General features: G+C 62.9%; 18 protein-coding genes, 1 tRNA gene and 1 pseudogene. 10 read left to right on the top strand and 10 right to left on the bottom strand.

All coding sequences use genetic code 11. The features are described from left to right. Positions 1-16 precede the first annotated feature (16 nt). Positions 17-829, top strand: coding sequence for an FkbM family methyltransferase (locus EJ075_RS10330; protein WP_164547076.1), 813 nt, complete (start codon positions 17-19; stop codon positions 827-829). A gap of 162 nt (positions 830-991) precedes the next feature. Then, positions 992-2,947, top strand: coding sequence for an acyltransferase family protein (locus tag EJ075_RS10335; protein ID WP_281033472.1), 1,956 nt, complete (start codon positions 992-994; stop codon positions 2,945-2,947). Positions 2,948-3,958: 1,011 nt separating this feature from the next. Here EJ075_RS10335 and EJ075_RS10345 read toward each other — a convergent pair. The 4 genes and pseudogenes from EJ075_RS10345 to EJ075_RS10360 all read right to left on the bottom strand — a co-directional run bounded on the left by EJ075_RS10345 (position 3,959) and on the right by EJ075_RS10360 (position 5,984). Beyond that, positions 3,959-5,092: a PQQ-dependent sugar dehydrogenase gene (locus EJ075_RS10345; protein ID WP_126104292.1), complete on the bottom strand. Its 1,134-nt coding sequence runs from the start codon at positions 5,090-5,092 to the stop codon at positions 3,959-3,961. 129 nt (positions 5,093-5,221) lie between these two features. Further along, the gene (locus tag EJ075_RS10350) at positions 5,222-5,530 is read right to left on the bottom strand and encodes a HigA family addiction module antitoxin (RefSeq protein WP_126104293.1); all 309 of its coding nucleotides are present in this window, start codon (positions 5,528-5,530) and stop codon (positions 5,222-5,224) included. Between the two features lie 39 nt (positions 5,531-5,569). Next, a pseudogene (locus tag EJ075_RS10355) lies at positions 5,570-5,683 on the bottom strand (type II toxin-antitoxin system RelE/ParE family toxin); the annotation flags it as partial. Positions 5,684-5,909: 226 nt separating this feature from the next. Next, positions 5,910-5,984, bottom strand: a tRNA-Gly gene (locus EJ075_RS10360). A 230-nt stretch (positions 5,985-6,214) separates the two neighbouring features. Between EJ075_RS10360 and EJ075_RS10365 the strand changes: the two genes are divergently transcribed. The 4 genes from EJ075_RS10365 (at position 6,215) to EJ075_RS10380 (ending at position 9,081) form a co-directional block, all read left to right on the top strand. After that, positions 6,215-6,712 carry a prolyl-tRNA synthetase associated domain-containing protein gene (locus tag EJ075_RS10365; protein ID WP_126104294.1) on the top strand — a complete coding sequence of 166 codons (498 nt, stop codon included), beginning with the start codon at positions 6,215-6,217 and terminating at the stop codon, positions 6,710-6,712. Between the two features lie 95 nt (positions 6,713-6,807). Further along, positions 6,808-7,806, top strand: coding sequence for a thioredoxin (gene trxA / locus EJ075_RS10370; protein ID WP_126104295.1), 999 nt, complete (start codon positions 6,808-6,810; stop codon positions 7,804-7,806). Between the two features lie 165 nt (positions 7,807-7,971). Further along, positions 7,972-8,643, top strand: coding sequence for an LON peptidase substrate-binding domain-containing protein (locus tag EJ075_RS10375; RefSeq protein WP_095495673.1), 672 nt, complete (start codon positions 7,972-7,974; stop codon positions 8,641-8,643). Between the two features lie 198 nt (positions 8,644-8,841). Next, the gene (locus EJ075_RS10380) at positions 8,842-9,081 is read left to right on the top strand and encodes a Trm112 family protein (protein WP_126104296.1); all 240 of its coding nucleotides are present in this window, start codon (positions 8,842-8,844) and stop codon (positions 9,079-9,081) included. A gap of 60 nt (positions 9,082-9,141) precedes the next feature. Here the strand turns inward: EJ075_RS10380 and EJ075_RS10385 are convergent, their stop codons facing one another. The 3 genes from EJ075_RS10385 to EJ075_RS33510 are packed head-to-tail and all read right to left on the bottom strand — an operon-like array spanning position 9,142 to position 14,892. After that, positions 9,142-12,429, bottom strand: coding sequence for an error-prone DNA polymerase (locus tag EJ075_RS10385; RefSeq protein ID WP_126104297.1), 3,288 nt, complete (start codon positions 12,427-12,429; stop codon positions 9,142-9,144). After that, entirely contained in the window at positions 12,426-13,907 is a 1,482-nt protein-coding gene (locus tag EJ075_RS10390) for a DUF6504 family protein (protein WP_126104298.1), read from the bottom strand. The genes EJ075_RS10385 and EJ075_RS10390 overlap by 4 nt, the downstream gene beginning before the upstream one ends. Continuing rightward, the gene (locus EJ075_RS33510; protein ID WP_126104299.1) at positions 13,849-14,892 is read right to left on the bottom strand and encodes a hypothetical protein; all 1,044 of its coding nucleotides are present in this window, start codon (positions 14,890-14,892) and stop codon (positions 13,849-13,851) included. Before EJ075_RS33510 ends, EJ075_RS10390 begins: the two co-directional genes overlap by 59 nt. A gap of 174 nt (positions 14,893-15,066) precedes the next feature. Here EJ075_RS33510 and EJ075_RS10400 point away from each other — a divergent pair, with 174 nt between their 5' ends. Further along, positions 15,067-15,489 (top strand): metallopeptidase family protein, encoded by a 423-nt coding sequence (locus tag EJ075_RS10400; RefSeq protein WP_126104300.1) that lies wholly within the window; start codon positions 15,067-15,069, stop codon positions 15,487-15,489. Between the two features lie 61 nt (positions 15,490-15,550). On the opposite strand, the gene EJ075_RS10405 is transcribed toward EJ075_RS10400, so the two are convergent. From EJ075_RS10405 to EJ075_RS10415, 3 genes are all read right to left on the bottom strand, one after another. Then, on the bottom strand, positions 15,551-16,756 hold the full coding sequence (locus EJ075_RS10405; protein WP_126104301.1) for a pilus assembly protein TadG-related protein: 1,206 nt from the start codon (positions 16,754-16,756) through the stop codon (positions 15,551-15,553). Between the two features lie 504 nt (positions 16,757-17,260). Further along, entirely contained in the window at positions 17,261-17,467 is a 207-nt protein-coding gene (locus EJ075_RS10410; RefSeq protein ID WP_095484827.1) for a DUF1737 domain-containing protein, read from the bottom strand. A gap of 26 nt (positions 17,468-17,493) precedes the next feature. Beyond that, positions 17,494-18,387, bottom strand: coding sequence for a CoA ester lyase (locus EJ075_RS10415; RefSeq protein WP_126104302.1), 894 nt, complete (start codon positions 18,385-18,387; stop codon positions 17,494-17,496). A 298-nt stretch (positions 18,388-18,685) separates the two neighbouring features. Between EJ075_RS10415 and EJ075_RS10425 the strand changes: the two genes are divergently transcribed. The 3 genes from EJ075_RS10425 to EJ075_RS10435 are packed head-to-tail and all read left to right on the top strand — an operon-like array spanning position 18,686 to position 22,512. Further along, positions 18,686-20,239, top strand: a complete 1,554-nt coding sequence (locus tag EJ075_RS10425; RefSeq protein WP_126104304.1) for a DUF4173 domain-containing protein — start codon at positions 18,686-18,688, stop codon at positions 20,237-20,239. A gap of 3 nt (positions 20,240-20,242) precedes the next feature. Beyond that, the gene (locus EJ075_RS10430; protein ID WP_095484830.1) at positions 20,243-20,938 is read left to right on the top strand and encodes a response regulator transcription factor; all 696 of its coding nucleotides are present in this window, start codon (positions 20,243-20,245) and stop codon (positions 20,936-20,938) included. Beyond that, positions 20,926-22,512, top strand: a complete 1,587-nt coding sequence (locus EJ075_RS10435) for an ATP-binding protein (RefSeq protein ID WP_126104305.1) — start codon at positions 20,926-20,928, stop codon at positions 22,510-22,512. Before EJ075_RS10430 ends, EJ075_RS10435 begins: the two co-directional genes overlap by 13 nt. Positions 22,513-22,560 lie beyond the last annotated feature (48 nt).

Consider the following 22,560-nt stretch of genomic DNA (forward strand, 5'->3'; position numbering starts at 1 on the left):
GCGTTATCAGCAAGGGGTGAGACTAAAAGAATATTTCTATCTGCTTGGATTGAAGCCAAGAACACGCGTTTACGGCCACTCGATACAAGTCATCGATCTCCCGAAAGACGGGAAGATTGAATTCGCTCGCTGGAAGAACCCGCGCGGGGCAGACCTCGATCTCACCCAGGGCGAAGTCGATGACCTGCGGACGTTCCTGAGCGATGGCGACGTGGCGATCGACGTTGGTGCCCAGGTTGGCGACAGCACGATACCGATCGCCCTCGCCTGCGGGCCGCAGGGCCTGGTCCTCGCTTTCGAGCCGAACCCTTTTGCCTTCACGATCCTCGGCGCCAATGCCGCGCTCAACCCTTGCAGACTGAATATTTTTCCGATTCCTTACGCGGCGACGCCGGAAGATGGGTCGTTCGTCTTCGACTACGGCAACCCGGGATTTGAGAACGGCGGCGACCACACCGGCGTGTCGCGGTGGAAGCACGGGAGCGCTTTCAGTATCCCGGTCGAGGGACGGCGAATTGAGCCGTTGATCCGTGCCCGGCTCGGCCAGCGCATCAAGCGCCTGCGCTACATCAAGACCGATGTGGAGCAGCATGATCTGTCGGTTTTGATCTCGATCGGCGCGCTGATCGACGAATGCCGGCCCTACATCAAGTCCGAGGTCAATCACAATCTTTCGATGGACGAGCGGGTGCGGATGCGCCGGTTCTTTGCCGACAAGGGCTACGATGTCCACTTGGTGGGGCCGACGACGCTGTTCGGTCCGAAACTCACCGAAAACGATCTCGGCAGGAAGAAGAATTTCGACATGTTCGCGGTTCCCCGGAACTGACGCCGCTGGCCCTTCCAGTGCGTCGCGTTTGGTGCGTGCGGCGGTATGGTGGCCGCCAGCGGGTTTTGATATCGTCTAATGACCCGTGATGTGGTCTGACGTTTGCGGTCCGACATTTCTCTTGAGACAGGCCGTTCGGAATTGCGGGACAGTTTTCAGCCAGTGCGCGAGGGACCTCGGTTTCGGCCGGATATACAGGGGCTGCGTGGTCTCGCGGTCGCTCTGGTCGTGGTTTTTCATCTGTGGCCGGATGTTCTTCCCGGCGGATATGTCGGCGTCGACGTCTTTTTCGTTATTTCGGGCTATCTCATCACAGGCTTGCTTGCGCGAACAGCAGTGCGCGACGGCCGGATCTCGCTGATCGAATTCTATTCCCGGCGAATCCGGCGGCTTCTGCCAGCAGCAACCCTGGTGCTGCTTGTGACGCTGTGCGGAACGTTGTTTTTCCTCTCGAAGGCGCGCTGGGAGGAAACAGCCAACCAGATCGGTGCCAGCGCCCTTTATGTCCAGAACTGGCGGCTGGCCTCGATCGCCGTCAGCTATCTCGATGCCGACAGCCTGCCGAGCCCGGTACAGCATTACTGGTCGCTCTCGATAGAAGAGCAGTTCTACATCGTCTGGCCGCTCCTCATGGTTGCGGCGATCTGGCTGGCGCGTCGCCAGGGATTCCCGCTGAGACTTTCATTGATCGGGGCATTGTCGCTCGTTTTCGCCGGGTCGCTGATCGCGTCGGTGATCTTGACCGAGATGGACCCTGCCCAGGCTTATTTCGTGACCCAAACGCGCATATGGGAATTGGCGCTGGGAGGGCTGTTGGCCCTCACCGGACACGGGTTTCGACTGGGAGCGTTCGCACGACAGTCATTGGCGGCGGCGGGCGTGGCAGGCATCCTCGCATCCGCCCTGTTGTTCTCCGCGTCAACGCCTTTCCCAGGCGCAAGCGCCTTGCTGCCGACCCTCGCTACCGTTCTTGTCATCCTGGCCGGCGAGGTTGAACGCGGTCGGTTTCGCGGGCTTGATTCGAAAATGCTTCGCTTCATCGGCGACCGGTCGTACTCGATCTATCTGTGGCACTGGCCACTGATCATTTTCTTTCTGGCGCAGGGCTACTCCGTGTCGCTGGTCAACGGTCTTGGGCTGATTGTGCTGACCACCGCACTATCGGACTTGTCTTATCGATATGTGGAACAACGATATCGAGAGGCTCGCGCCCGTGTCGAATGGAAACCGCTGGGATACGGCACTTTTGCGATACTTGCTTGTGTGGCGGTGTCCGGCGGCCTGCTCTATTCGCTGCGCACCGAAAGCATCGACACGGCCTTGATCGGGACGCCTTCCTATCCTGGTCCGGCTGCGCTGCTCATCGACGCTCCCGTTCCCGACGGCGTGGATCTCCTTCCTCCCCTTGCCCGGTTGAAGCGGGATTTGCCGATTGCGTATCTATCGAAGTGCCACCAGGAGGAAGGCGCAGAACCATTGAGATGCTCTCTCGGCGATCCGGCCGGTGCGAGGGCCATCGTGCTTGTGGGGGATTCTCACGCCGCCCAATGGATCCCGGCGCTGGACAGGATTGCCATGGGCCGCAAGCTCAAGCTGGTCACGTTTACAAAGTCCGCCTGTCCATTCAGCCGTGTCCCGATCGTCGCCTATGGCAAACCCTACGTGTCTTGTGCCGAATGGCGGGAGAACGTGCTCGCCGAGATCATCAAACTGAAGCCGGATCTGATATTTACCAGTCAATCCGGCTACGGCACAGTGCCACAAGAACAGATGCTCGAGGGCCTGCGGAGCGTCTGGAGCGAGCTGGTGGAAACAGGCTCGCAAATCGTCGCGATTCGCAACACACCCTATATCAAATTCGATCCCGGCGATTGCTTGAGCACCACGCCGGCCAAATGCTTCACCAAGCGCAGTGAAGTCGAATCGAACAGCACGTTTGCCTTGGCAGCAAAGTCGCAGAAGAATGTGGTCTTCGTGGATATGACCGATGCCATATGCGGCCCGCTCCTATGTCCCGCAGTCGCCGGCAACATCATCGTCTGGCGCGACCTTCACCATTTGACGGCCAGCTATTCGCTTGCCCTGGCCCCCTATCTGGCATCGAGGGCCGGCCTTTGAAAGTCGATGCCGTGCCAGTCCCCGCTGGCGCAGTTGAGCGCCCACGCAAAAACGCACCACCGGCCGGAGCCGGTGGTGCTCTCTGGACAGTCTGTAGGGGCAGGACCGTCCAGCGATCCCCGAGGATCTGGGCTCAATGTGGGCTCTTCCTTGATCCATGGCATCGGCCAAACGGATGAAGGCCCGCCAGCCGGGCAAGAATTTTCGATAGTTGCGGTGCGCCGCCGCGGACGCACGAATTGCAATTTTATTCGGCTGCGTCAGGAATTTCGCCGGATGTGTCGTCGGAAGACTCTGCCGGGTCGGCCTCTCTTGCCAGGAACTTGTCCAAGGCTGCCTGCAAGGATAGGGTGGCCTGCGGTGAGGCCGGCGTCGTCGAAACGACAGCCATCGCATGAGCAATTCCGCTCGTCGTCTTATCCTTAGCCGCCGCAGAAGTTGCGGCTCCGTGTCCCTGCGATCCGGCCCCGCCAGAGTTTCCGCCGTTGCCGTTGCTTCCGCCGTTACCGTGCCCGCCGCCATTGCCGCCGGGTCCGGCGAAGACCGGAGACGCGACAAGGGCGAGAGCGGCGACCGTTGCGAACAGACTGGTTCGAGTTTTCATGGTTTCTCCTTACGAATCGCCGTCCCGCCAGGTTGGTTCTGGATCATAAATGTGAGGACTCTCTAATATGAAGGTCCACTATTTAGCCAGTTTCGTTTAAATACAGCCGTCCGCAAGGGACCTTGGTCCGAGATTGAAAAGCAAAAGTCCTAACTCTATCCGGGGCGTATTGCGCGGCGAACAAACGCTTGCTGGTCACAAGCCAGCAAAGCGAGATAGCGAAATCGATGGGAGCGCGTAGACGCAATCCTCCGCGATCACGCGATACACATCGCGGCTGGCTGCGGTGCGAGGGTAGGAACCACTGGCGGTTCTTGCCGCCTATTGCGTTTTAACCCCGACGATCTCTGCAAAAGGACCGCCAACGCCGGGCGCGCGAAGTGCCGCTCCTGTCGCGCCGCATGGGATCACTGCGACGCTGCCGGCGCCAGTCGTAATATCCTTCCCGCTGGCTCGTCGGTCAACGCCATTACCGCGCCGTCGGGAGCCTGCACCACGTCTCGGACGCGGCTGCCGAGAGCGAGGACTTCCTCGCCGGCGAACTGCTCGCCGTCAATTCTGACACGAACGATGCCTGCCGCGGACAGTCCGCCAATCAGGAGGTCGCCTCGCCAATCGGCAAACATGTCGCCGGTGTAGAAGGTCATGCCGGAAGGCGAGATGACCGGTGTCCAGCTATGGATGGAGCCGGCAAACTCCGGCCGTGTCGATGGATCGGGGATGCGTTTGCCCGAATAGTGCCGCCCCCAGCTGACCACGGGCCAGCCGTAATTCCTGCCGGCTTCCGGAATGTTTAGCTCATCGCCGCCGCGCGGCCCCATTTCCGCCGTCCAGAGCACGCCGGTTTCGGGATGGATCGCTGCGCTTTGCACATTGCGATGGCCGTAGGACCATATCTCGTCGGCGCCGTCCTTGCCGACGAAGGGATTGTCGTCAGGCACAGAACCATCGGGATTGATGCGGACGACCGTCCCGAGATGATTGCTCGCGTCCTGCGCCTGTTGCGCCTTGCCGCGCTCGCCGAGCGTAACGAAGAGCTTGCCGTCCGGCGCGAACACCAGGCGGGAACCGAAATGGTGCCGGCTCGAGACGGCTGGTTCCTGCCGGAAGATCACTTCGAAGCCCGAAAGCGCGCTCCCGTTCTCGTTCAGGCGTCCACGGCCGACGGACGTGGCCGCGCCGCCGCTCCGCTGCTCCGAATAGGAGAGATAAACCGTCCGGTTGTTGGCGAAGTCCGGATCGAGCGCCACATCCAGCAGGCCGCCTTGTCCGTCGGCGAGGACGTCCGGCACACCGTCGATCGGATCGGAAACGGCCCCGTCGGTCGAGACGAGCCGCAGGCGCCCCGGACGCTCGGTGACCAGCAGCGTGCCGTCGGGCAGGTAGGTCGCGCCCCAGGGATGTTCGAGCCCTTCGGCAAAGGTCTCGACAGCAATGCGGCCTGTTTGACTCTCTATGCTCTTGGAAGGGTCCTGCGCGAAGGTGGTCGAGGGCGCGCTGAAGGCAAGAAGAAAAGACAAAGCAATCGGTATCCGCAGCATGATTTCTCCATCCGAACGGGGGGAGCCGCCGGCTCCTCGATATAATGACCGACTACCGATGCGGTTCCCAAGCTGGCGAGCGGGTTCTCATCAATGGCGTATATGGCGGCCGAAGATGTCCGCCTGCTGCTAAGCTGCAGGCGGCGCTTCGGCGTAGCTGTCAATCGCTGCGATCTCTTCCTTTTTCGCGTCAGCTTCCATAGTGAGGTCAAACGCGGCCTGCATGTTCATCCAGAACTGAGGCGTCGTATTGAAGAACTTGGCAAGGCGAAGCGCAGTGTCGGGAGTGACGGGCGTCACTTCGGCCACAAGGCGCTCAATCCTGGTCCGTGGCACATGGAGCTTTTTGGCGAGCGTGTAAGGCTTCAGACCCAGAGGGGCAAGAAACTCCTCCCGCAAGATTTCGCCAGGGTGGATCGGCGAAGTAAAGTGTAGCATTGCAGATCTCCAACTCTTGGTCGTCCCCACTCTTGGTCGTCAATGGCAATCGGCGATTTCAACGTCCTCGGCGTTGCCGTCTACCCACCGAAAGCAGACACGGAATTGGTTATTAATGCGGATCGAGTGCTGTCCGGTGCGGTCGCCTTTCAGCGTTCCGGGCTGTCAACGAAAAAGTACCACCGCGTGAGACTGACGGCCCATCTTCAGATGAAGGCAATCTATGATTGAACTGGTCCAGGCGAAAAGATGGATGACGATACGTCGCCGATTTTGGCACGAAAAGCTCACCGTGGCGACATGGTCGCGACACAGGGCCACAAAGCAAATCGGCCGCCCGAAGGCGGCCGATTTAATCGCTTGATTCCCTGAGAGAAACTGGAGCGGGTGAAGCGATTCGAACGCTCGACCCCAACCTTGGCAAGGTTGTGCTCTACCCCTGAGCTACACCCGCTCGCGCGGCTTTTTGGCCGCAAGCCGCGCCTATATGGCTGAAGGGCGCGGCGATTGCAACAGGGAAATCGCAGGTTTTTTGGCCGCACCCGGCGACGTGAACGAGCCTTCGGTAGCGTGGATAGCAACGGAATCGGCAGCCTCGCTGCGCAACGGTCTTGTCTCGGCCGCGTCATTGGCCGTAAACGGCATGATCCAACCGCGACAACAAGCAGCCCCACAAGAAATAACATGCCGAAAACCGAAGCCGAGCTCTTTGCCTTTCTCGCCGATCTTGGGATCGAGGTCTCGACCCTGCGTCATCCGCCGCTGTTCACGGTCGCCGATTCGCAGGCGCTGCGGGGAGAAATCGCCGGTGGGCACACCAAGAACCTGTTCCTTAGGGATAGGAAGGACAATTTCTTCCTGGTCAGCGTCGGCGAGGAGGCGGTGGTCGATCTCAAGCAGATCCACCACGTGATCGGGGCTGCCGGGCGCGTGTCTTTCGGCAAGCCGGAGATGCTGATGGAGCTTCTCGGCGTCCTTCCGGGCGCGGTCACGGTGTTCGGCGTGATCAACGATACCGAGCGGCGGGTCAAGGTCGTTCTCGACCAGGAGCTGATGGGCCATGCCATCATCAACGCGCATCCGCTGACCAACGAGGCAACGACGTCGATCGCCGCCGCCGACCTCGTCAAATTCGTCGAGGCAACCGGGCATGATGCTGTTATCTTGAAAGTCACGGGATGATCGCCACATGGATGACGACAAAACCGACTTCTAAGTGAGGAATCTAGACGTCGCGCCGGGCCGGTGGCCGGCGGCGCGACCGAAAGGGTGACGAGATGAGCGACAACAATCAATTTGGCGGCCCATTTGGCAGCAATGGCGGGCAGTATGCCACCACGGTGCAGTATGGCGGCACCGAGGCCACTCCCGCGAAAGTCGCGCTTGGCGAGCCGCCTGTCGCCGTCGACCTCATCAAGGACACGACGACCGCCGCATTTGCCGCCGACGTCATCCAGGAGTCGCGCCGTCAGCCGGTGCTGGTCGATTTCTGGGCACCATGGTGCGGGCCCTGCAAGCAACTGACGCCGCTGCTGGAAAAGGCGGTCACGGCCGCCAGCGGCAAGGTCAAGCTGGTCAAGATGAACATCGACGACCATCCTTCGATCGCCGGCCAGCTTGGCATCCAGTCGATCCCAGCGGTCATTGCCTTTAGGGATGGCCAACCGGTCGACGGCTTCATGGGCGCCATCCCCGAGAGCCAGATCGCCGCGTTCATCGAGAAGGTCGGCGGCAAGAACAATGGTGCGCCGCAGGTGGCCGAGGCGCTTGCCGCGGCCGCGGAGGCGCGCGACGCCGGCGATGTGCAGACCGCGGCAGATATCTATGACGCGATCCTGGAACAGGCGCCGGAGACGATCGAGGCGATTGCCGGGCTTGGCGATTTGCTGTTCGAGGCCGGCGATGCCGAGGGCGCCGAAGCCGTGCTGGCCCGGGCGCCGGAAGCAAAGAAGGATGCGCCGCCGCTCGCCGCGGTGCGCGCCAAGATGGCGCTTGCCGCGCAGGCGGCAGCTCTTGGCAATCCGGCGGAGTTCGAGCGGCGCCTGGCTGAGAACCCCGGGGACCACCAGGCACGGTTCGATCTTGCCATGATCCAGAACGCCAACGGCGACCGCATGGCGGCGGCCGACAATCTGCTGGCGATCGTCAAGGCCGATCGCTCGTGGAACGACGACGGCGCCAAGACGCAATTGCTACAATTCTTCGAGGCATGGGGCATGACCGACGAAGCAACGCTGGCGGCGCGGCGCAAATTGTCATCGCTGCTGTTTGCCTGAGCGCGGCATGGACTGTTTTTGCCTGATGGCCTTGCTGTCGGCTGCGGCTGCGCCAGATTAGGGGCCAGACCGATCCGTTTTTCGCTTCCTGACGATTTACGCGTCAAGTTGCGATGGGGTGGACGGATTTGATGCGCTTCTCAATGAAGCGAGCGGAGGACTGAAGTGCAGGCGGGAAACGCGCATTACCGGCTCGATACGGATTTGCCGTCGACGGTGCCGATCTTTCCGCTTGAAGGCGCATTGCTGCTGCCGGGAGGCCGCATGCCGCTCAACATCTTCGAGCCGCGTTATCTGGAAATGGTGGATGAGGCGATCGCCGGATCGCGGCTGATCGGTGTCATACAGCCCAGCCTCGACGGTGCGCGGCGTGCCGATGGCGAGCCGGAGCTTTGCAATGTCGGCTGCGCCGGACGCATCATCGCGCTTTCCGAGAGCGGCGACGGCCGTTACCTGATTTCGCTGCAAGGTGTGTGCCGGTTCCGTATCGTGCAGGAGCTCGCGGTCAAGACGCCCTTCCGCCAGTGTCGGTTTGCGCCCTTTCTCACCGATCTCGATGAAGATCAGGCAGAGGCCGGGATCGACCGGCCGGCGCTGCTCAAGGCGTTTCGCGCCTATTTGCAGGCCAACGATCTTGAAGCCGACTGGGAAAGTGTCAGCCGTGCCGAAAATGCCATGCTGGTCAATGCGCTGTCGATGATGGCTCCCTACGGGCCGGCCGAGAAACAGGCGTTGCTCGAAGCGGCGGACCTGAAGACACGCGCCGAAACGCTGATCGCCATCACCGAAATGGCGCTGGCCCGCGAAAACGAGGATTTCGGGTCGAGCTTGCAATAGGTGGCTCTTCCTTCTCCCCCTGTGGGAGAAGGTGGATTGGCGCGCAGCGCCAAGACGGTTGAGGGGTGCTGGACGGATTGCGGCGGGTGCCAAGCCGGAACACCCCTCATCCGACCGAGCTTCGCTCGGCCACCTTCTCCCACAAGGGGAGAAGGAAGAGCCGCGCGAAGCTTAAATGCTGGTGAGAGGACGGGCCGAATGGTGGATGGGCGTGACGGAAAGAAGGCCAATGTCGATCCCAAGCTGCTGGAATTGCTGGCCTGCCCGCTGACCAAGGGCCCGCTTACCTGGGATCCGGAGCGCGGCGAGCTCATCTCGAGGATCGCACGGCTTGCCTATCCGGTGCGTGACGGCATCCCGATCATGCTGCCTTCGGAGGCGCGCTCGCTCCCCTTCGACGACGGATTGCCGCCGCCGCGCCTGGGCGGACCGTCCTGAACTGTAGTGATCTTTCGCGCCGACATTTCGCAAGATTGTGCACCGCCGCACCGGTATCCTCTATTGAAAATTGCGCCCCTTGGGCATGACCCTTTCTGCCTTCCCCGATAGCGTTGCGATATCCTGCCGGTCGCTTTGCACGACAGGTACATCGGGCTTCTCCTCCAAAAGCACGGACAGCCAGGGCGTCAAATCCTCGATCTTCTCGGCGACGATATGGATGACGTTCGATTCCGACTGCAGTTTGCCGGTGACACGAACGAACCGCGCCCCCATGACAATGGGTCGGTAGCGATTGAAGGTTCTTTCCCAAAAAATGACGTTGGCGACGGCATGCTCATCTTCCAGTGTCAGGAAAATCGCTTTGCCAGTGCCTGGGCGCTGCCGCACGAGCACCAGGCCGGCGACGGAGACCCGCCTGCCATCCGGCACGGAGGGGAGGCGCGCATTGGGCGTGACGCCGGAGCGATCCAGCCGCTGGCGCAGAAAGGCAAGCGGATGCGCCTTCAGCGACAGGCCGAGCGAACGGTAGTCGTGGACGACATGCTCGCCGAGCGGCATTGTCGGGAGCCGGGTTTCGGGCTCGAGGTCGCGCAAACGGATCGCCGGCCGGTCGAACAGCGGCAAGGTCTCGGCGGCACTCTTGCCGTCGAGCGCGCGGACGGCCCACAGGGCGTCGCGGCGGTCGAGGCCGAGCGAACGGAACGCGTCGGCTTGCGCCAGCTTCTCGATCTCATCGACATAGAGGCCCGAGCGCAGCCAGACATCGCGAACGGTTGCGTAACCGTCACCACGTCTGGCGACAAACACCTCCATGCGCTCCTTCGATAGGCCCTTGACCTGGCGGAAACCCAGCCGGACGGCATGATTGGTCCGGATAACACCGCGCATCTGGGTATGGCGTTCAAGGATGCGGGCCGGATCGAAAGGCTCTTCCTCCAGCGCGCAATCCCAACCGGAAAAATTGACGTCGACCTCGCGGATTTCGACGCCATGGTCGCGCGCATCACGGACAAGCTGAGCCGGCTGATAAAACCCCATCGGCTGGGAATTCAGGATCGCGGCACAGAACACGTCGGGATAGAAGGTCTTGAACCAGCAGGAGGCATAGACCAGCAGGGCGAAGGAGGCGGCATGGCTTTCAGGAAAGCCATACTCGCCAAACCCCTCGATCTGCTTGAAGCAACGCTCGGCGAAGTCCTTTTCGTAACCCCGCAAAACCATGCCATCGACCATCCGCTTGCGATAATTGCCGATCGTGCCGGTGCGCTTGAAAGTGGCCATGGCGCGGCGCAGTTCATCGGCCTCGCCCGGTCTGAAGCCGCCGGCGACGATGGCAATCTTCATCGCCTGTTCCTGAAACAGCGGCACGCCCAGCGTCCTGCCGAGTATCTCTTCCAGTTCCGGCTTGGGATATTCGGGTTTTTCCTTGCCCTGCCGGCGGCGTAGGTAGGGGTGGACCATGTCGCCCTGGATAGGGCCTGGCCGCACGATCGCCACTTCGATGACGAGGTCATAGAATGTTTTCGGCTTGAGGCGCGGCAGCATCGACATCTGGGCGCGGGATTCGATCTGGAAGACGCCGATCGTGTCGGCACGGCAGATCATGTCGTAGACATGTTTGTCCTCGGCAGGGAGGGTGGCCAACACATAGGGTTGGCCATACTCGTCCCGCTCATCAGGATAATAATCCTGGAGTAGGGTGAAGGCGCGCTGCAGGCAGGTCAGCATGCCGAGCGCCAGCACGTCGACTTTGAGGATCTTCACCGCGTCGAGATCGTCCTTGTCCCACTCAACCATCTTGCGCTCGTCCATCGCCGTCTTGATGATGGGCACGATCTCGTCGAGCCGGTCCCTGGTGATGACGAAGCCGCCGACATGCTGCGACAGATGACGGGGAAAGCCCATGATCTCGTTGGCGCATTCGATCACATGCCTTGTCGATGGATTGGTCTGATCGAGCCCGCCGGCCCTGGTCTCCTTTTCGCCGAGCTCCGAGGTCGACCAACCCCAGATCGAGCTGGACAAAGCGCTCCGGACATCATCCGACAGGCCCATCGCCTTGGCCACTTCGCGCATCGCCGACCGGCCCCGGTAGCTGACGACGGCCGCGGCAAGCGCGGTGCGCTTGGCGCTGTATTTGGAATAGATGTACTGGATGACCTCTTCGCGCTTTTCATGCTCGAAATCGACATCGATGTCGGGTGGCTCGTTTCTTTCCTCGGAAATGAAGCGCTCGAAAAGCGAGTCGATCCGCTCAGGCCCCACTTCGGTGATGCCGATGCAATAGCAGACCACCGAGTTGGCCGCGGAGCCGCGTCCCTGGCAGAGTATGCCTTGGCTGCGGGCGAATTTGACGATGTCGTAGACAGTCAGGAAGTAGCGCGCGTAATTCAGGCGCTCGATCAAAGCGAGCTCTTCCCGGATGCGCTTTGTCACATAGGCGGGAACGCCTGAGGGATAGCGTATCGCGGCTCCCTCTCGAGCCAGCCTTTCCAGCTCGGCCTGTGGCCCGAGGCCGGATTCCGTCGGTTCGTCGGGATAATTGTATTGGAGGTCACTGAGAGAGAAGCTCAATTCGCCGGCAAAGCGCAGCGTTTCCGCCAGTGCCTGCGGATGCCTGCGGAAAAGCCGCGCCATCTCCATTGGCGGCTTCAAATGGCGCTCGGCATTGGCCGCCAGTTCCAGCCCCGCTTCGGCAATAGGCACGTTGAGGCGGATCGCCGTCAGCACGTCCTGCAACCGGCGCCGTTCGGACGTATGGTAAAGAACGTCGTTGGTCGCCATCAGCGGAATGCCCGATGCCTCAGCCATGGCAACTGCCTGCTCGATGCGGAAGCGGTCGTTGCCGTGATAGTCCGGCGAAACGGCAAGCCGCAGGTTCTTGCCGAAGCGATCCTTGAGCCGGCTAATCAGCCTGAGATCATCCTCCGCCGGCGCCGACAGGTCCGGCAGGATCGCCAGCGACATGAGATCGCCCCATTCGAAAAGGTCGTCGCGATAGAGAAGCGGTGCGCCCTTTTCGCTTTCGTCGCGCATATTGGCTTGCGTCAGCATGCGGCACAGATGGCCCCAGCCCTTGCGGTTCTGCGGATAGGCGAGAACATCAGGCGTGCCGTCGCAAAAAACCAGACGGCAGCCGGGATGATAGGATAGTCCTTCCACCTTGGCCTGCTGCCAGGCGCGCACGACACCGGCCACCGTGTTGCGGTCGGCAAGCCCGAGCGACGAGAATCCCAAAAACTTCGCCGCGACCACCAGCTCCTCCGGTTTCGAGGCGCCGCGCAGGAACGAGAAATTCGATTGGATGCCGAATTCGGCATAGGGAACGGCCGCCAGCGCGTTCATGCGAAGACCCCATGCATGAACCAGCGCGGCGGGACTTGAGAGGCGCCGTAGAGGCCCTGGCGGTAGAGCCAGTAACGGCGGCCGTCGCTATCCTCGATGCGGAAATAATCCCGGGTCGGCGCGTCTTCCTGCCCCGCCGCCTCCCGCCACCATTCCGGGGCGATGCGTTCGGGCCCTTCGGCGCGTGCGACCCGGTAGAGAGCCCGCCGCCAGCGGAAATTCATCGGCGGTCCCTCAGGCATTTCGGTGGCCGGCACCTCGATCGGCTCGGGCGAACGGAACAGCCGGATCGGCCGTTCCGGCCGAAAGACAGGCCTGGATGGCGTGTCTTGTATCTTGCCCGGCTTCTTCGGCGGAGAGACCCTTTGCGGCGCTTCCGCGAAGGGAAGCGTGGCGACGGCGCGCTCGGGCAGATGACTCTCGACGGCAACCGGCTTCAAAACCGCGCTGTCGCCGAGCCGGGCGCGGATGCGGTCGGCGAAAAGGGCGATATCGGCGCCGTCATCGCGCGTCTCGCCGGCGAGATCCGCCTGCTGCATGTCGAAGGCCGCGGCCGACAGGACCGAGAGGCGCACGAGATCGAAGCCATAGCCGGCATCGATGTCCTGCTCGAGCGCGGCAAGCCTTTCATGAAACAATTTTTGGATCAGCAGCGGCTCGCGCAACGGCCGCGACGTGCCGACGGCGATGCGGCTGACGGCGCCGTCGACGCGGAAGAGCAGCAGCGCCAGCCTTCTTGCGCCCTCACCGCGGCGCTCGAGATCCACCTTCAGAGTCGTCGCTAGCATTTTCACCAGCCGCTCTATTTCGTCGGTCAGCATGATGGGCTCCGAGAGGTGGCGTTCGACCGAAAGCGGCGCGACCGGCAGGCGCGGCGACACCGCCTCGTCGAGGCGGCCGAGCGCCTGGTCGAGACGCAAAAGCAGGGATACGCCGAAGCGGCGGGCGAGCGGCGCGCGGGGGGCTGCCATGACGGCGCCCGCCGTGCGCAGACCGACGCTTTCCAGGCTGGCGCGGATATCAGGCTCGATGCGCAGCGCCGCCAGTGGCAAGGGTGCGAGAAGCGCTTCCTCCTCGCCACCGGGGACGATGCGGTCACTGGCAAACCGCGCTGCCGCCCAGGCAGCACCTGGTGTGGCGGCAAGGCCGGCGCGGACATCGAAGCCTTGATGGAAAAAGCGCGACAGGATGTCGTCCAGCATCGAGCGTTCGCCGCCGAAAAGATGGGTGCAGCCGGTGACGTCGAGGAACAGGCCATCGGCTGCGTCGAGCGCCACCAGCGGGGTGTAGCGGTCGCACCAGTCGGCAAGGCTTTCGAGCAGGCGGCGGTCGGCCTCGGGATCGGCTTCCACGACGTCGACCGACGGATGCATGGCGCGCGCGTCGGCTATGCCCATGCCGCGCTTCAGATGAAGCGCCTCAGCCCGCTCGTCGAGGGCGGCGATGCGCTGCGCGTTCGCTTGGCGATGGCTGATCACCAGCGGCAGGTGATCCGACGGCCGGGAACGCCAGGACCGCCCCAGACGCTGCCGCAGGACCCTTTCCGCGGCGAGATGCGGGAACCACAGGGACAGAATTCGCTGCCCTTCTTTCCTCGCCCCTTCTTTCTTCGAAACTGTGTTCATCGGGGTTCCACTCCAGTGTGAATTGTCCTGGCAAGGCCGTGCGGCTCTTGCCGATGCTGACGGTGAAGGCGGGACGGCCGATCGAGCCGGCAAGTGGCCCGGCGATCGTTTCGCGGGATGCCGACGGCGCCGCCGACAGGATGAGGCGAACGGGTGCCGCCGTAGGCTCTGCCTCGCCGGCCTGGCGCAGCAGGAAGACCGGCCGGCCGGCATTCTGCGCCCGGGCGTGCAGCCGCCGCGTCGCGGTAAGATCCAGCCGCTGCGGGCTGCCGCGGATTTCGAGGATGACGGCGGCGAGCGCCGTCATCCGGGCGGCCTCCTCGGCGATCCACAGCGCATCGAGGAGCCTTGGCGCCTCGGAAAACAGCAATTGCTCCGGCTCGATGCCGAAAACGGCGTGAAGCCCTCTGGCATAGGGAAAGCCGGCTTCCCGGAAGATTTCCGCGGTGCCGATCCACAGGACCGGCAGTCGCGGCCCCTGTTTGAGGATCAGGCTGACGAGCGACAGGGCGAAGCCGGCGACGGCCCCGGCATCACGGGTCGCGGCGCCATGGATCTCGCTCAGCGCCGCCTTCGGCAGGCCACCGCTGAGCGCGGTATCGAGACCCTCGGCGCCGGTGCGCAGAAACGCATCGGGCGGCGCCACGGCGAGGCCGCGGCGGACGATTGTTAGACCCTGGGGTATGACATCCGCTGTTGGATTCTGGGGGGTGACATCCGCATCGACGGGGGTTGCGCCAGCCGGCGCCTCCAGGCGCTCGGGCAGCGTTCCCTCGATCTTCGCGATCTGGCGGCGCAGGGCAAAAACAGTCTCCCGCGCCACGGCGCTTGTCGCCATGACGGTCAGCTTCCACTCACAATTGTTCCTGTTATGTTCTTATAGATTCCAGAGGGCATCCGAAGAGTCAAGCGGAGTCATGGGGAATTTATTCCTGTCCGCGTGTGGACGGCAACCCGGCCATTTGCCGATTTCGGCTCGAAAGCCTATATGCCGGGATCAGAAGGACAAAGCATGGCCCGCATCTACAAGACCCGTGTCTGGCACGACCAGCTTTCGCCATCGATGGAGGAAATGGAGTTCCTGGCGCTGGAGGCTTACGCCCATCTGCCGGAGGAATTTCGCAAGCTGACCGGCGAGATCGTCATCCAGATCGCCGAATTCCCGACCGACGAGATCATGGACGATCTGTCGCTGGAAACGCCGTTCGACCTGCTCGGCCTGTTCGAGGGGCGCGGAGTCGCCGAGCGCTGGAATCCGCAGACCGGCGAGGGGCCGAACCGCGTCACGCTCTACCGCCGCGCCATCCTCGACTACTGGGCCGAGAACGAAGAGACGCTGGGCGATATCGTCACCCATGTGCTGATCCACGAGATCGGCCACCATTTCGGCCTGTCAGACGATGATATGGAGCGGATCGAAGAGGCAGCGGAGTAACGGCCCTACGCTTCGTCGCCGCTATCCTGCTCCGGTTCGGCGTCATTTGCGCCGGCGCGCATCACTGTGAGAGATAGATCTTCGCCGACTGGCCGGCGATGCCGCTGAGTTTCCAGTTGGCGGAGTTGATGATCATGGTGTTCACGACCATCGAGATCTTGCTGGAGGTGATGTTCGTGGTCGAGTTGTAGGTGACGTCCCGGTTGGGCAGATAGATGATCCCAATCAGAGACTCGCCGTTCGAGCCGTTGAACACATACTGGCGCTTGTTGGCGTTGTTGGCGGGATCGCTCGTCTTTTCTAACATCAGGATATCCTTGTAGGCACCGCTGCTCGGGGCCGAGGCCGTGATTGTGAGGGCGCCGTTGGCCTGGATCATGCTGTCGGTATCCGGGAAGTAGAAGGTGACGCCTTCGGCGATGACCTTGGCGCCGGAATTGATGATCATCGGTCCCTTGATGATATGAAGGCCCGGATTGAACGTGATGGTAGGGCTGCCATTGAAGTTCACCCAGCAGTGCAGTCCCGGGTTCAAGGTCTGCGTCTGTCCGTCACGCGCGCCGGATGTGGTGCAGGCCGAGGGAACGGCGGGCTCAGGAATGGCGCCGGCATAGGGATCCGCCGTGACGGCGCATGCCGTCTCCAGCTTGGACAGCGTACCGCCGTTCTTGATGTATTTCGTGCCCTTCACGCAGAGCTTGCTGATGTTCATGGTGACGCCGGCATTCATGATGAAGGCCGGGTCCCTGGTAGAATGAACGTCGATCACGCAGGACTCGGCATCCACGTTGGCGCCACTATTGAGCAGCAGCGCCTGCGGGTTATTCGCAAGGACGATGATGCAAGGGACGGCCGACGTGGCCATCTTGACGGCGGACGTGACGCGAACGTTGACGGTCGGGTCGCCCAAGACAAACGGGAACAAGCGCGGGTAGCTGTAGGTCGCGCTGCCCGAGAGCGTACTGTTGTCCAGCTTGATGGACATGTTGGCCTTCAGGTCCGGGTCGGCCGCGAAATCCGGGTTGCCGGCGATGAACCCGCTGAACAGGGAAGTCGCCGTGGCCTCGGCGGAGGTAGCGCCCTGCGCCGCGCCCCCCAGCAGGGCGGCGTCGAGAAGGGCCTGCAACTCATTCTTTTCGCGGAGGACGTTGGTATAGTCGATCGCAAACCCGATCGCCCCGACCAACGGCAGAAGGCTCAGCGCCATGACGATGGAAAGGTTCGCGGCGCGGGAATGGACAAAACGACCATAGCAGGATGTCACCATGGCGCTGACGATCCGGGCCAATGCCGACCGCAATTCGAACCTCAACCTCATGGCGATCCACCCCTCAAATGCGCGCCCATCGGCGTTCATAGCCGCGAAATGATTTCGATTCGGTTTCGGAATCGTAGCATTTGATGCCGGGCCTTCCGCCGTCAGGGAAACCCGGGACAGTTTTAAAACTGTTCACTTAGCAAGCTGACATGGGATCAGCTTCTGTCGGAGACGCCTTTCGGTGATTGGTCGCCCTCGGCAACACGACTAATAGCACCGCGAGGGAAACAATGGACAGCTACGCCGGCCCGTCATAGAGCTTGCTTCGCCTTTCGCGGCCGACAGCGATGCGACGACTAGCATTGGAAAGTGCGCCAGACTTGCATTTTTGGCGCTGATCGGGTCGTGCGCGCCGCCGTTGGCTGCCGTTCCGGCTTCCGCCAAGAACTGCTCACTCGGACAGCAGGATAGCTTGTTTTACCAGGATGACGAAGGACGAGCGATGTCAGCGCCCTACCAGTCGCTGAGCTTGGTGTCGGGCCCGTATTCCTGGCCCTCGATATCCTTCACCACGGCCTGGCCGCAGCGCATGGCCTTGGCCTCCTGGTCGTAGGAATAGGTCGGTGAGCCGAACAGGTGCCAGCCCTTGTTCAGCGCCGCGGTTACCTTGTGGCAGAAGCTGGAATCGTCCGGAGCGGACAGAAAGCGGTAGAGTTTCATTTTTCATTCCTGTCGTGAGTTGCCAATCATGCCCCGATGGCGGCCGCCTTCGCCAGCAGTTTTTCGGCCTGTGTCAGATGCAGCCGCTCGACCATCTTTCCATTCAGCGCAATCACTTGGCTGCCGGCATTTTCGGCAAGCGCGAAGGCCTCTTTCACCGAGCGCGCCTCGGCCACCGCCTCGGCAGATGGCGCAAAGGCCCGGTTCGCCGCCTCGATCTGAGCCGGGTGGATCAGCGACTTGCCGTCAAACCCCATGGCGGCTGCCTCCCCGCATTCGCGCGCAAAAGCGTCCAGGTCGCGAAAATCATTGAAGACACCATCGAGCAGGTCAAGGCCACCGGCGCGCGCGGCGAGCACCATCTGCATCAGCCACGGTGTGAGATAGCGCCGGTCGGGCGTGGCGAGAATGCCGGTTTCCTTGACCAGATCGTTCGTTCCGGCAACGAAACAGACCAGCCGCGAGGCCGGATCGCGGCCAAGCTCGGCAATCGGTCCGATGTTGAGCAGTGCCTTGGGCGTTTCGATCATCGCCCATAGTTTCACCGCGTCCGGTGCGAAATTGTCGTCGAGGACGTCGCCGGGTTCGAGGACATCGCGCGGTGTGTCGACCTTGGGCAGCAGGATGGCGTCGGGCTCGCAGCGTGCCGCAGCCAGCAAATCGTCGGCGCCCCATTCGCTGGAAAGCGCGTTGATGCGCACGATCATCTCGCAGCGCCGGCCATAGTCGTTGGCAACTGGGCGATCGGCGAAGATGCCGGCCAGTTTTTCGCGCGCGGAAACCTTGTCGGCGGGGGCGACGGCATCTTCGAGGTCGATGATGACGGCATCGCAGGCCAGCGACGGAAGCTTGGCCAGCGCCTTGTCGTTCGAAGCCGGGACGTAAAGCACCGAGCGGCGCGGGCGGTAGGTTTCAGTCATGCCCGATCTATGCCGCCTGCGGCCGGTCGAGGCAAGCCGTCTTCACCTGCATAAAAACTGCACAAAACTCCCGAAAATCTCCTCGGATCCGCCTCGCTGCCCGCATGTCGATCGGCGACAAGGGCGGCATGCAAGAGAGAGAAAAACCCCGTTGGTCGCTGCCTTACCGGCTCCGTAGCGAAGATTGGTGGCTCGTCGATCCACCCCGGACGCCTCGTTCGGCGACCCTCTTCCCCTTCATCCCCAAATCTCTGCCCAGATATGCCGGCCGGATCAAAGCCGCTGAGAAAGTCCGATCATGACATCGTTGCTTACGGCCGCGCCGAGCTATTGCGCGCGCTTCGGCGTTGCGGTCCTGCTTGCCGCGCTGGCCGATTTCTTCTTCTACGGCCAGCCCGTCGGCATAACGCTTTTCCTGTTTGGCATTACGCTTGCCACCGCAGCCGCGGCCATCCAGCCTTCGGCGCTCAGCGCCCGCGGCCTGTGGCTCGGACTTGCCGCCTTGCTTGTGGCGCTGCTGCCGCTCATTGAAAATGTCAGCGCGCTGTCCGTCGCGATCGGGCTGGCGGCGATGGCCGTCTTCACGCTTTCGCTGGTCGGCCGGCTGCGGCGCGGGCTTGCCCGCATTGCCGGCCTGGTCGCGCTCTTCCTGCTCGCGGCACCATTCCGGCTCGTCCACGATTTCTTCCGCTGGCGCAAGGCGGCGCGGCGGCTTGGCCGGCGGCGCATCCGCTTCGCGGCGATCGCCGTTTGGGTCATGCCGCTGACGTTGGGAGCGGTGTTTCTCACGCTGTTCGGCGCCGCTAATCCGGTCATCGAATACTGGCTGTCGCTGATCGATCTGCTCGCGTGGCTCAAGCTCATCCAGCTGCCGCGGCTAGCCTTCTGGCTGTTCGTGCTTGCCGGCGTCTGGGCCTTTCTGCGCCCGCGCCTGCCGCGCTCTCTTCGCTCCATTCCGCGTGTGGTATCGTCTATGCCTGTCGGCCAGGTGACGACGACAAAACCCGCCACGGCAATCGAGGACATCATCTTCGGCAAGGCCGCCATTCTTCGCGCGCTGGTCGTCTTCAACATCCTGTTTGCGATGCAGACCGCGCTCGACGTCACCTATCTGTGGGGCGGCATCGCCCTGCCCGACGGGCTGACCTACGCCGCCTATGCGCATCGCGGCGCCTATCCCTTGATCGTCACGGCGCTGCTCGCCGCTGGCTTCGTCCTGGCAGCGCTGCGGCCAGGCAGCACGACCTCCGGCGATCCGCTCATCCGCCGGCTGGTCTATATCTGGGTGGCGCAGAACATCATGCTGGTCGTCTCGTCGATCCTGCGGCTCGACCTCTATATCGGCATCTATGCGCTGACCTACTGGCGCATCGCCGCCTTCGTCTGGATGGGGCTGGTGGCGGCGGGCCTTGCCCTGATCATCGCCCGCATCGCACTCGAAAAATCCAATGAATGGCTGCTTTCCGCCAATCTTCTGACGCTTTCGATGACGCTCTATGCCTGCTGCTTCATCAACTTCGCGGCGCTGATCGCCAACTACAATGTCGAGCACTCCTTCGAAATGACCGGCCAGGGCACCGAGCTCGATTTCTGGTATCTGCGTTCGCTCGGTCCTGACGCCTGGCCGGCGCTCGATCGCTTCCTTGAGCATCAGGGCAAGACGAATGCGGCCAGCGTTTCCTCGTACCGCGAGCTCGCCCGTTTGCTTGGGCAGGACGAGGCCCACTATCGCGCGCGCCAAGAAAACTGGCGCGCCTGGAGCTTTCGCGACTGGCGGCTGCTTCGCACTCTCGACACACGTATCCCGTTCGTGGTTCCTCAGGGCTCCGAACCCTTCGTGCCGGGCCGCTGATTCATGCCGCATCACATCCTGGTCGCCGACGATGATCCGCACATCCGCGAGATCATCTGCTTTGCGCTCGAAAAGGCCGGGATGAAGACGGTTGCCGTGTCCGACGGCGCTGCCGCCCTGCTGGCAATCGAGCGCCGCGCCCCCGATCTTGTCGTGCTCGATATCGGCATGCCGGAGATGGACGGGCTGGAGGTCTGCCGGCGGCTGCGGCACACATCGGACGTGCCGGTGCTGTTCCTGTCAGCGCGCGATGAAGAGATCGACCGCATCCTCGGCCTCGAAATGGGTGGCGACGACTATGTCACCAAGCCGTTCAGCCCGCGCGAGCTGGTCGCCCGCGTCAATGTCATCCTGCGACGCGCCCGTCCGACAAAGGCGGAACAGACCGACGACAGGCAGTTCTCGCATGGCAGGCTGGCTTTGGTGCCGGCCAGCCACGCCGCCAGCTTCGATGGCAGGCCGCTGGTGCTGACGGGAATCGAATTCGCGATCCTGAAAGGGTTTCTGGCGCGACCGGCGCATGTGCTCGGCCGCGACATGGTGATGGCCAATGCCTATGCAGCCAACATCCATGTCGCCGATCGCACCGTCGACAGCCATATCCGCAACATCCGCGCCAAGCTGGCGGCGGCCGGCTGCACGGACGCGATCGAGACCGTGCATGGCGTCGGCTTCCGGCTGGGCCGGTGCGGCGCGTGAGCGCCCAAAAATGGATTGGCAGCAAGTGGCGGCCGCGCCTCGCCACAATCGTTGTTGCCATCCTGGTCATGGTGATGGCGCTGCCGCTGGTCGGCCTGTTCTTCTTCCGGCTCTACGAGAACCAGCTGATCCGTCAGACCGAGGCCGAGCTGATCGCGCAAGGTGCCGCCCTTGCCGCCATCTATGCGCGAGAGGTGCGTGACGCCGGCATCCCGACCGAGAAGCTCGGCGCGGCCGTGCCTGCCGCCAGTGCCAGCGATCCGAACTCTCCCTACCGGCCGATCGAGCCGCACCTCGATCTTGCCTCCGACTCCGTTCTGCCGACCCGACCCGCGGCCACCGCCGCTGCCGTCGATCCCGCCTTCGCGGCGATCGGCGCGCGGTTGTCGGGCATTCTTGTTGAGACGCAGAAAACCACGCTTGCCGGCTTCCGGCTGCTCGACGCAAAAGGCGTCGTCATCGCCGGACGCGAAGAGGTCGGCCTGTCGCTCAGCGCCGTCGAGGAGGTTCGCGCAGCACTTGCCGGCCGCTACGCCAGCGCGCTCAGGCAGAGGATCTCCGACGAGCCGCCACCATCGCTCTACTCGGTGAGCCGCGGCACGAGAGTCCGCGTTTTCGTCGCCCTGCCGGTCGCGGTCGCCGGCAAGGTCGCCGGCGTGGTCTACCTGTCGCGAACGCCGAACAACATCGTCAAGCACCTCTATGGCGAGCGCGGCAAGGTGGTGCTGGCGGCGATCGCCATCCTCGGCGGCACGCTGCTCATCGCGCTCGTCTTCCTGCGCACCGTCAGCCGGCCGATCTACGCGCTGATGGAACGCACGAAGCGCATCGCCGCCGGCGACCGCGAAGCGATCAGGCCGCTCGAACACCACGGCACGAGCGAGATGGCAGCGCTGTCCGCCGCCTTTCTCGACATGGCCGAAAAGCTGCATGCGCGCTCGGACAGCATCCAGACCTTCGCCACGCATGTCTCGCACGAGCTCAAATCGCCGCTGACGGCGATCCAGGGGGCGGCCGAACTGCTGCGCGATTCGGGCAGCGCGATGGATGAGGCCGAGCGGCGGCGGTTCTCGAATAACATCGTCACCGACGCCGGGCGGCTCAATTTGCTGGTGCGTCGTCTGCTCGACCTGGCGCGCGCCGAAAATCTTGCCCCCAGCGGCGAAAGCACGTCGCTCGGCGGCGCACTGGCGCTGCTGCCGGCCGAAGACAGGCTGGCGGTTCGTATCGAGGCGGGCGGTTATATCGGCCTGCGCATCTCGGCCGAGAACGCGGCAATCGTGCTGGCCAATCTCATCGACAATTCGGCGCGGCATGGCGCAACGCTGGTTTCGATCACGGCGGCGAGCGTCGACGGCAAGGCAACGATCCTGGTGAGCGACGACGGCGCCGGCATCTCGCCCAGCAACCGGGCCCGCATCTTCGAGCCATTCTTCACCACACGCCGCGATTCAGGCGGCACCGGCATGGGCCTCGGCATCGTGCTGGCCCTCCTGAAAGCGCATGATGGCACGATCCGGCTGGTTGACTCCGAGCGCGGCACGCGCTTCGAGATCATCCTGCCGGTTGTATGAATTGGAGCCTGATTCCGAAAACCGGCTTTCGGGATCATGCTCTAGAAC

Origin of the sequence: Mesorhizobium sp. M6A.T.Cr.TU.016.01.1.1 (genome assembly GCF_003952585.1) — a bacterium.
GTDB lineage: Bacteria > Pseudomonadota > Alphaproteobacteria > Rhizobiales > Rhizobiaceae > Mesorhizobium > Mesorhizobium mediterraneum.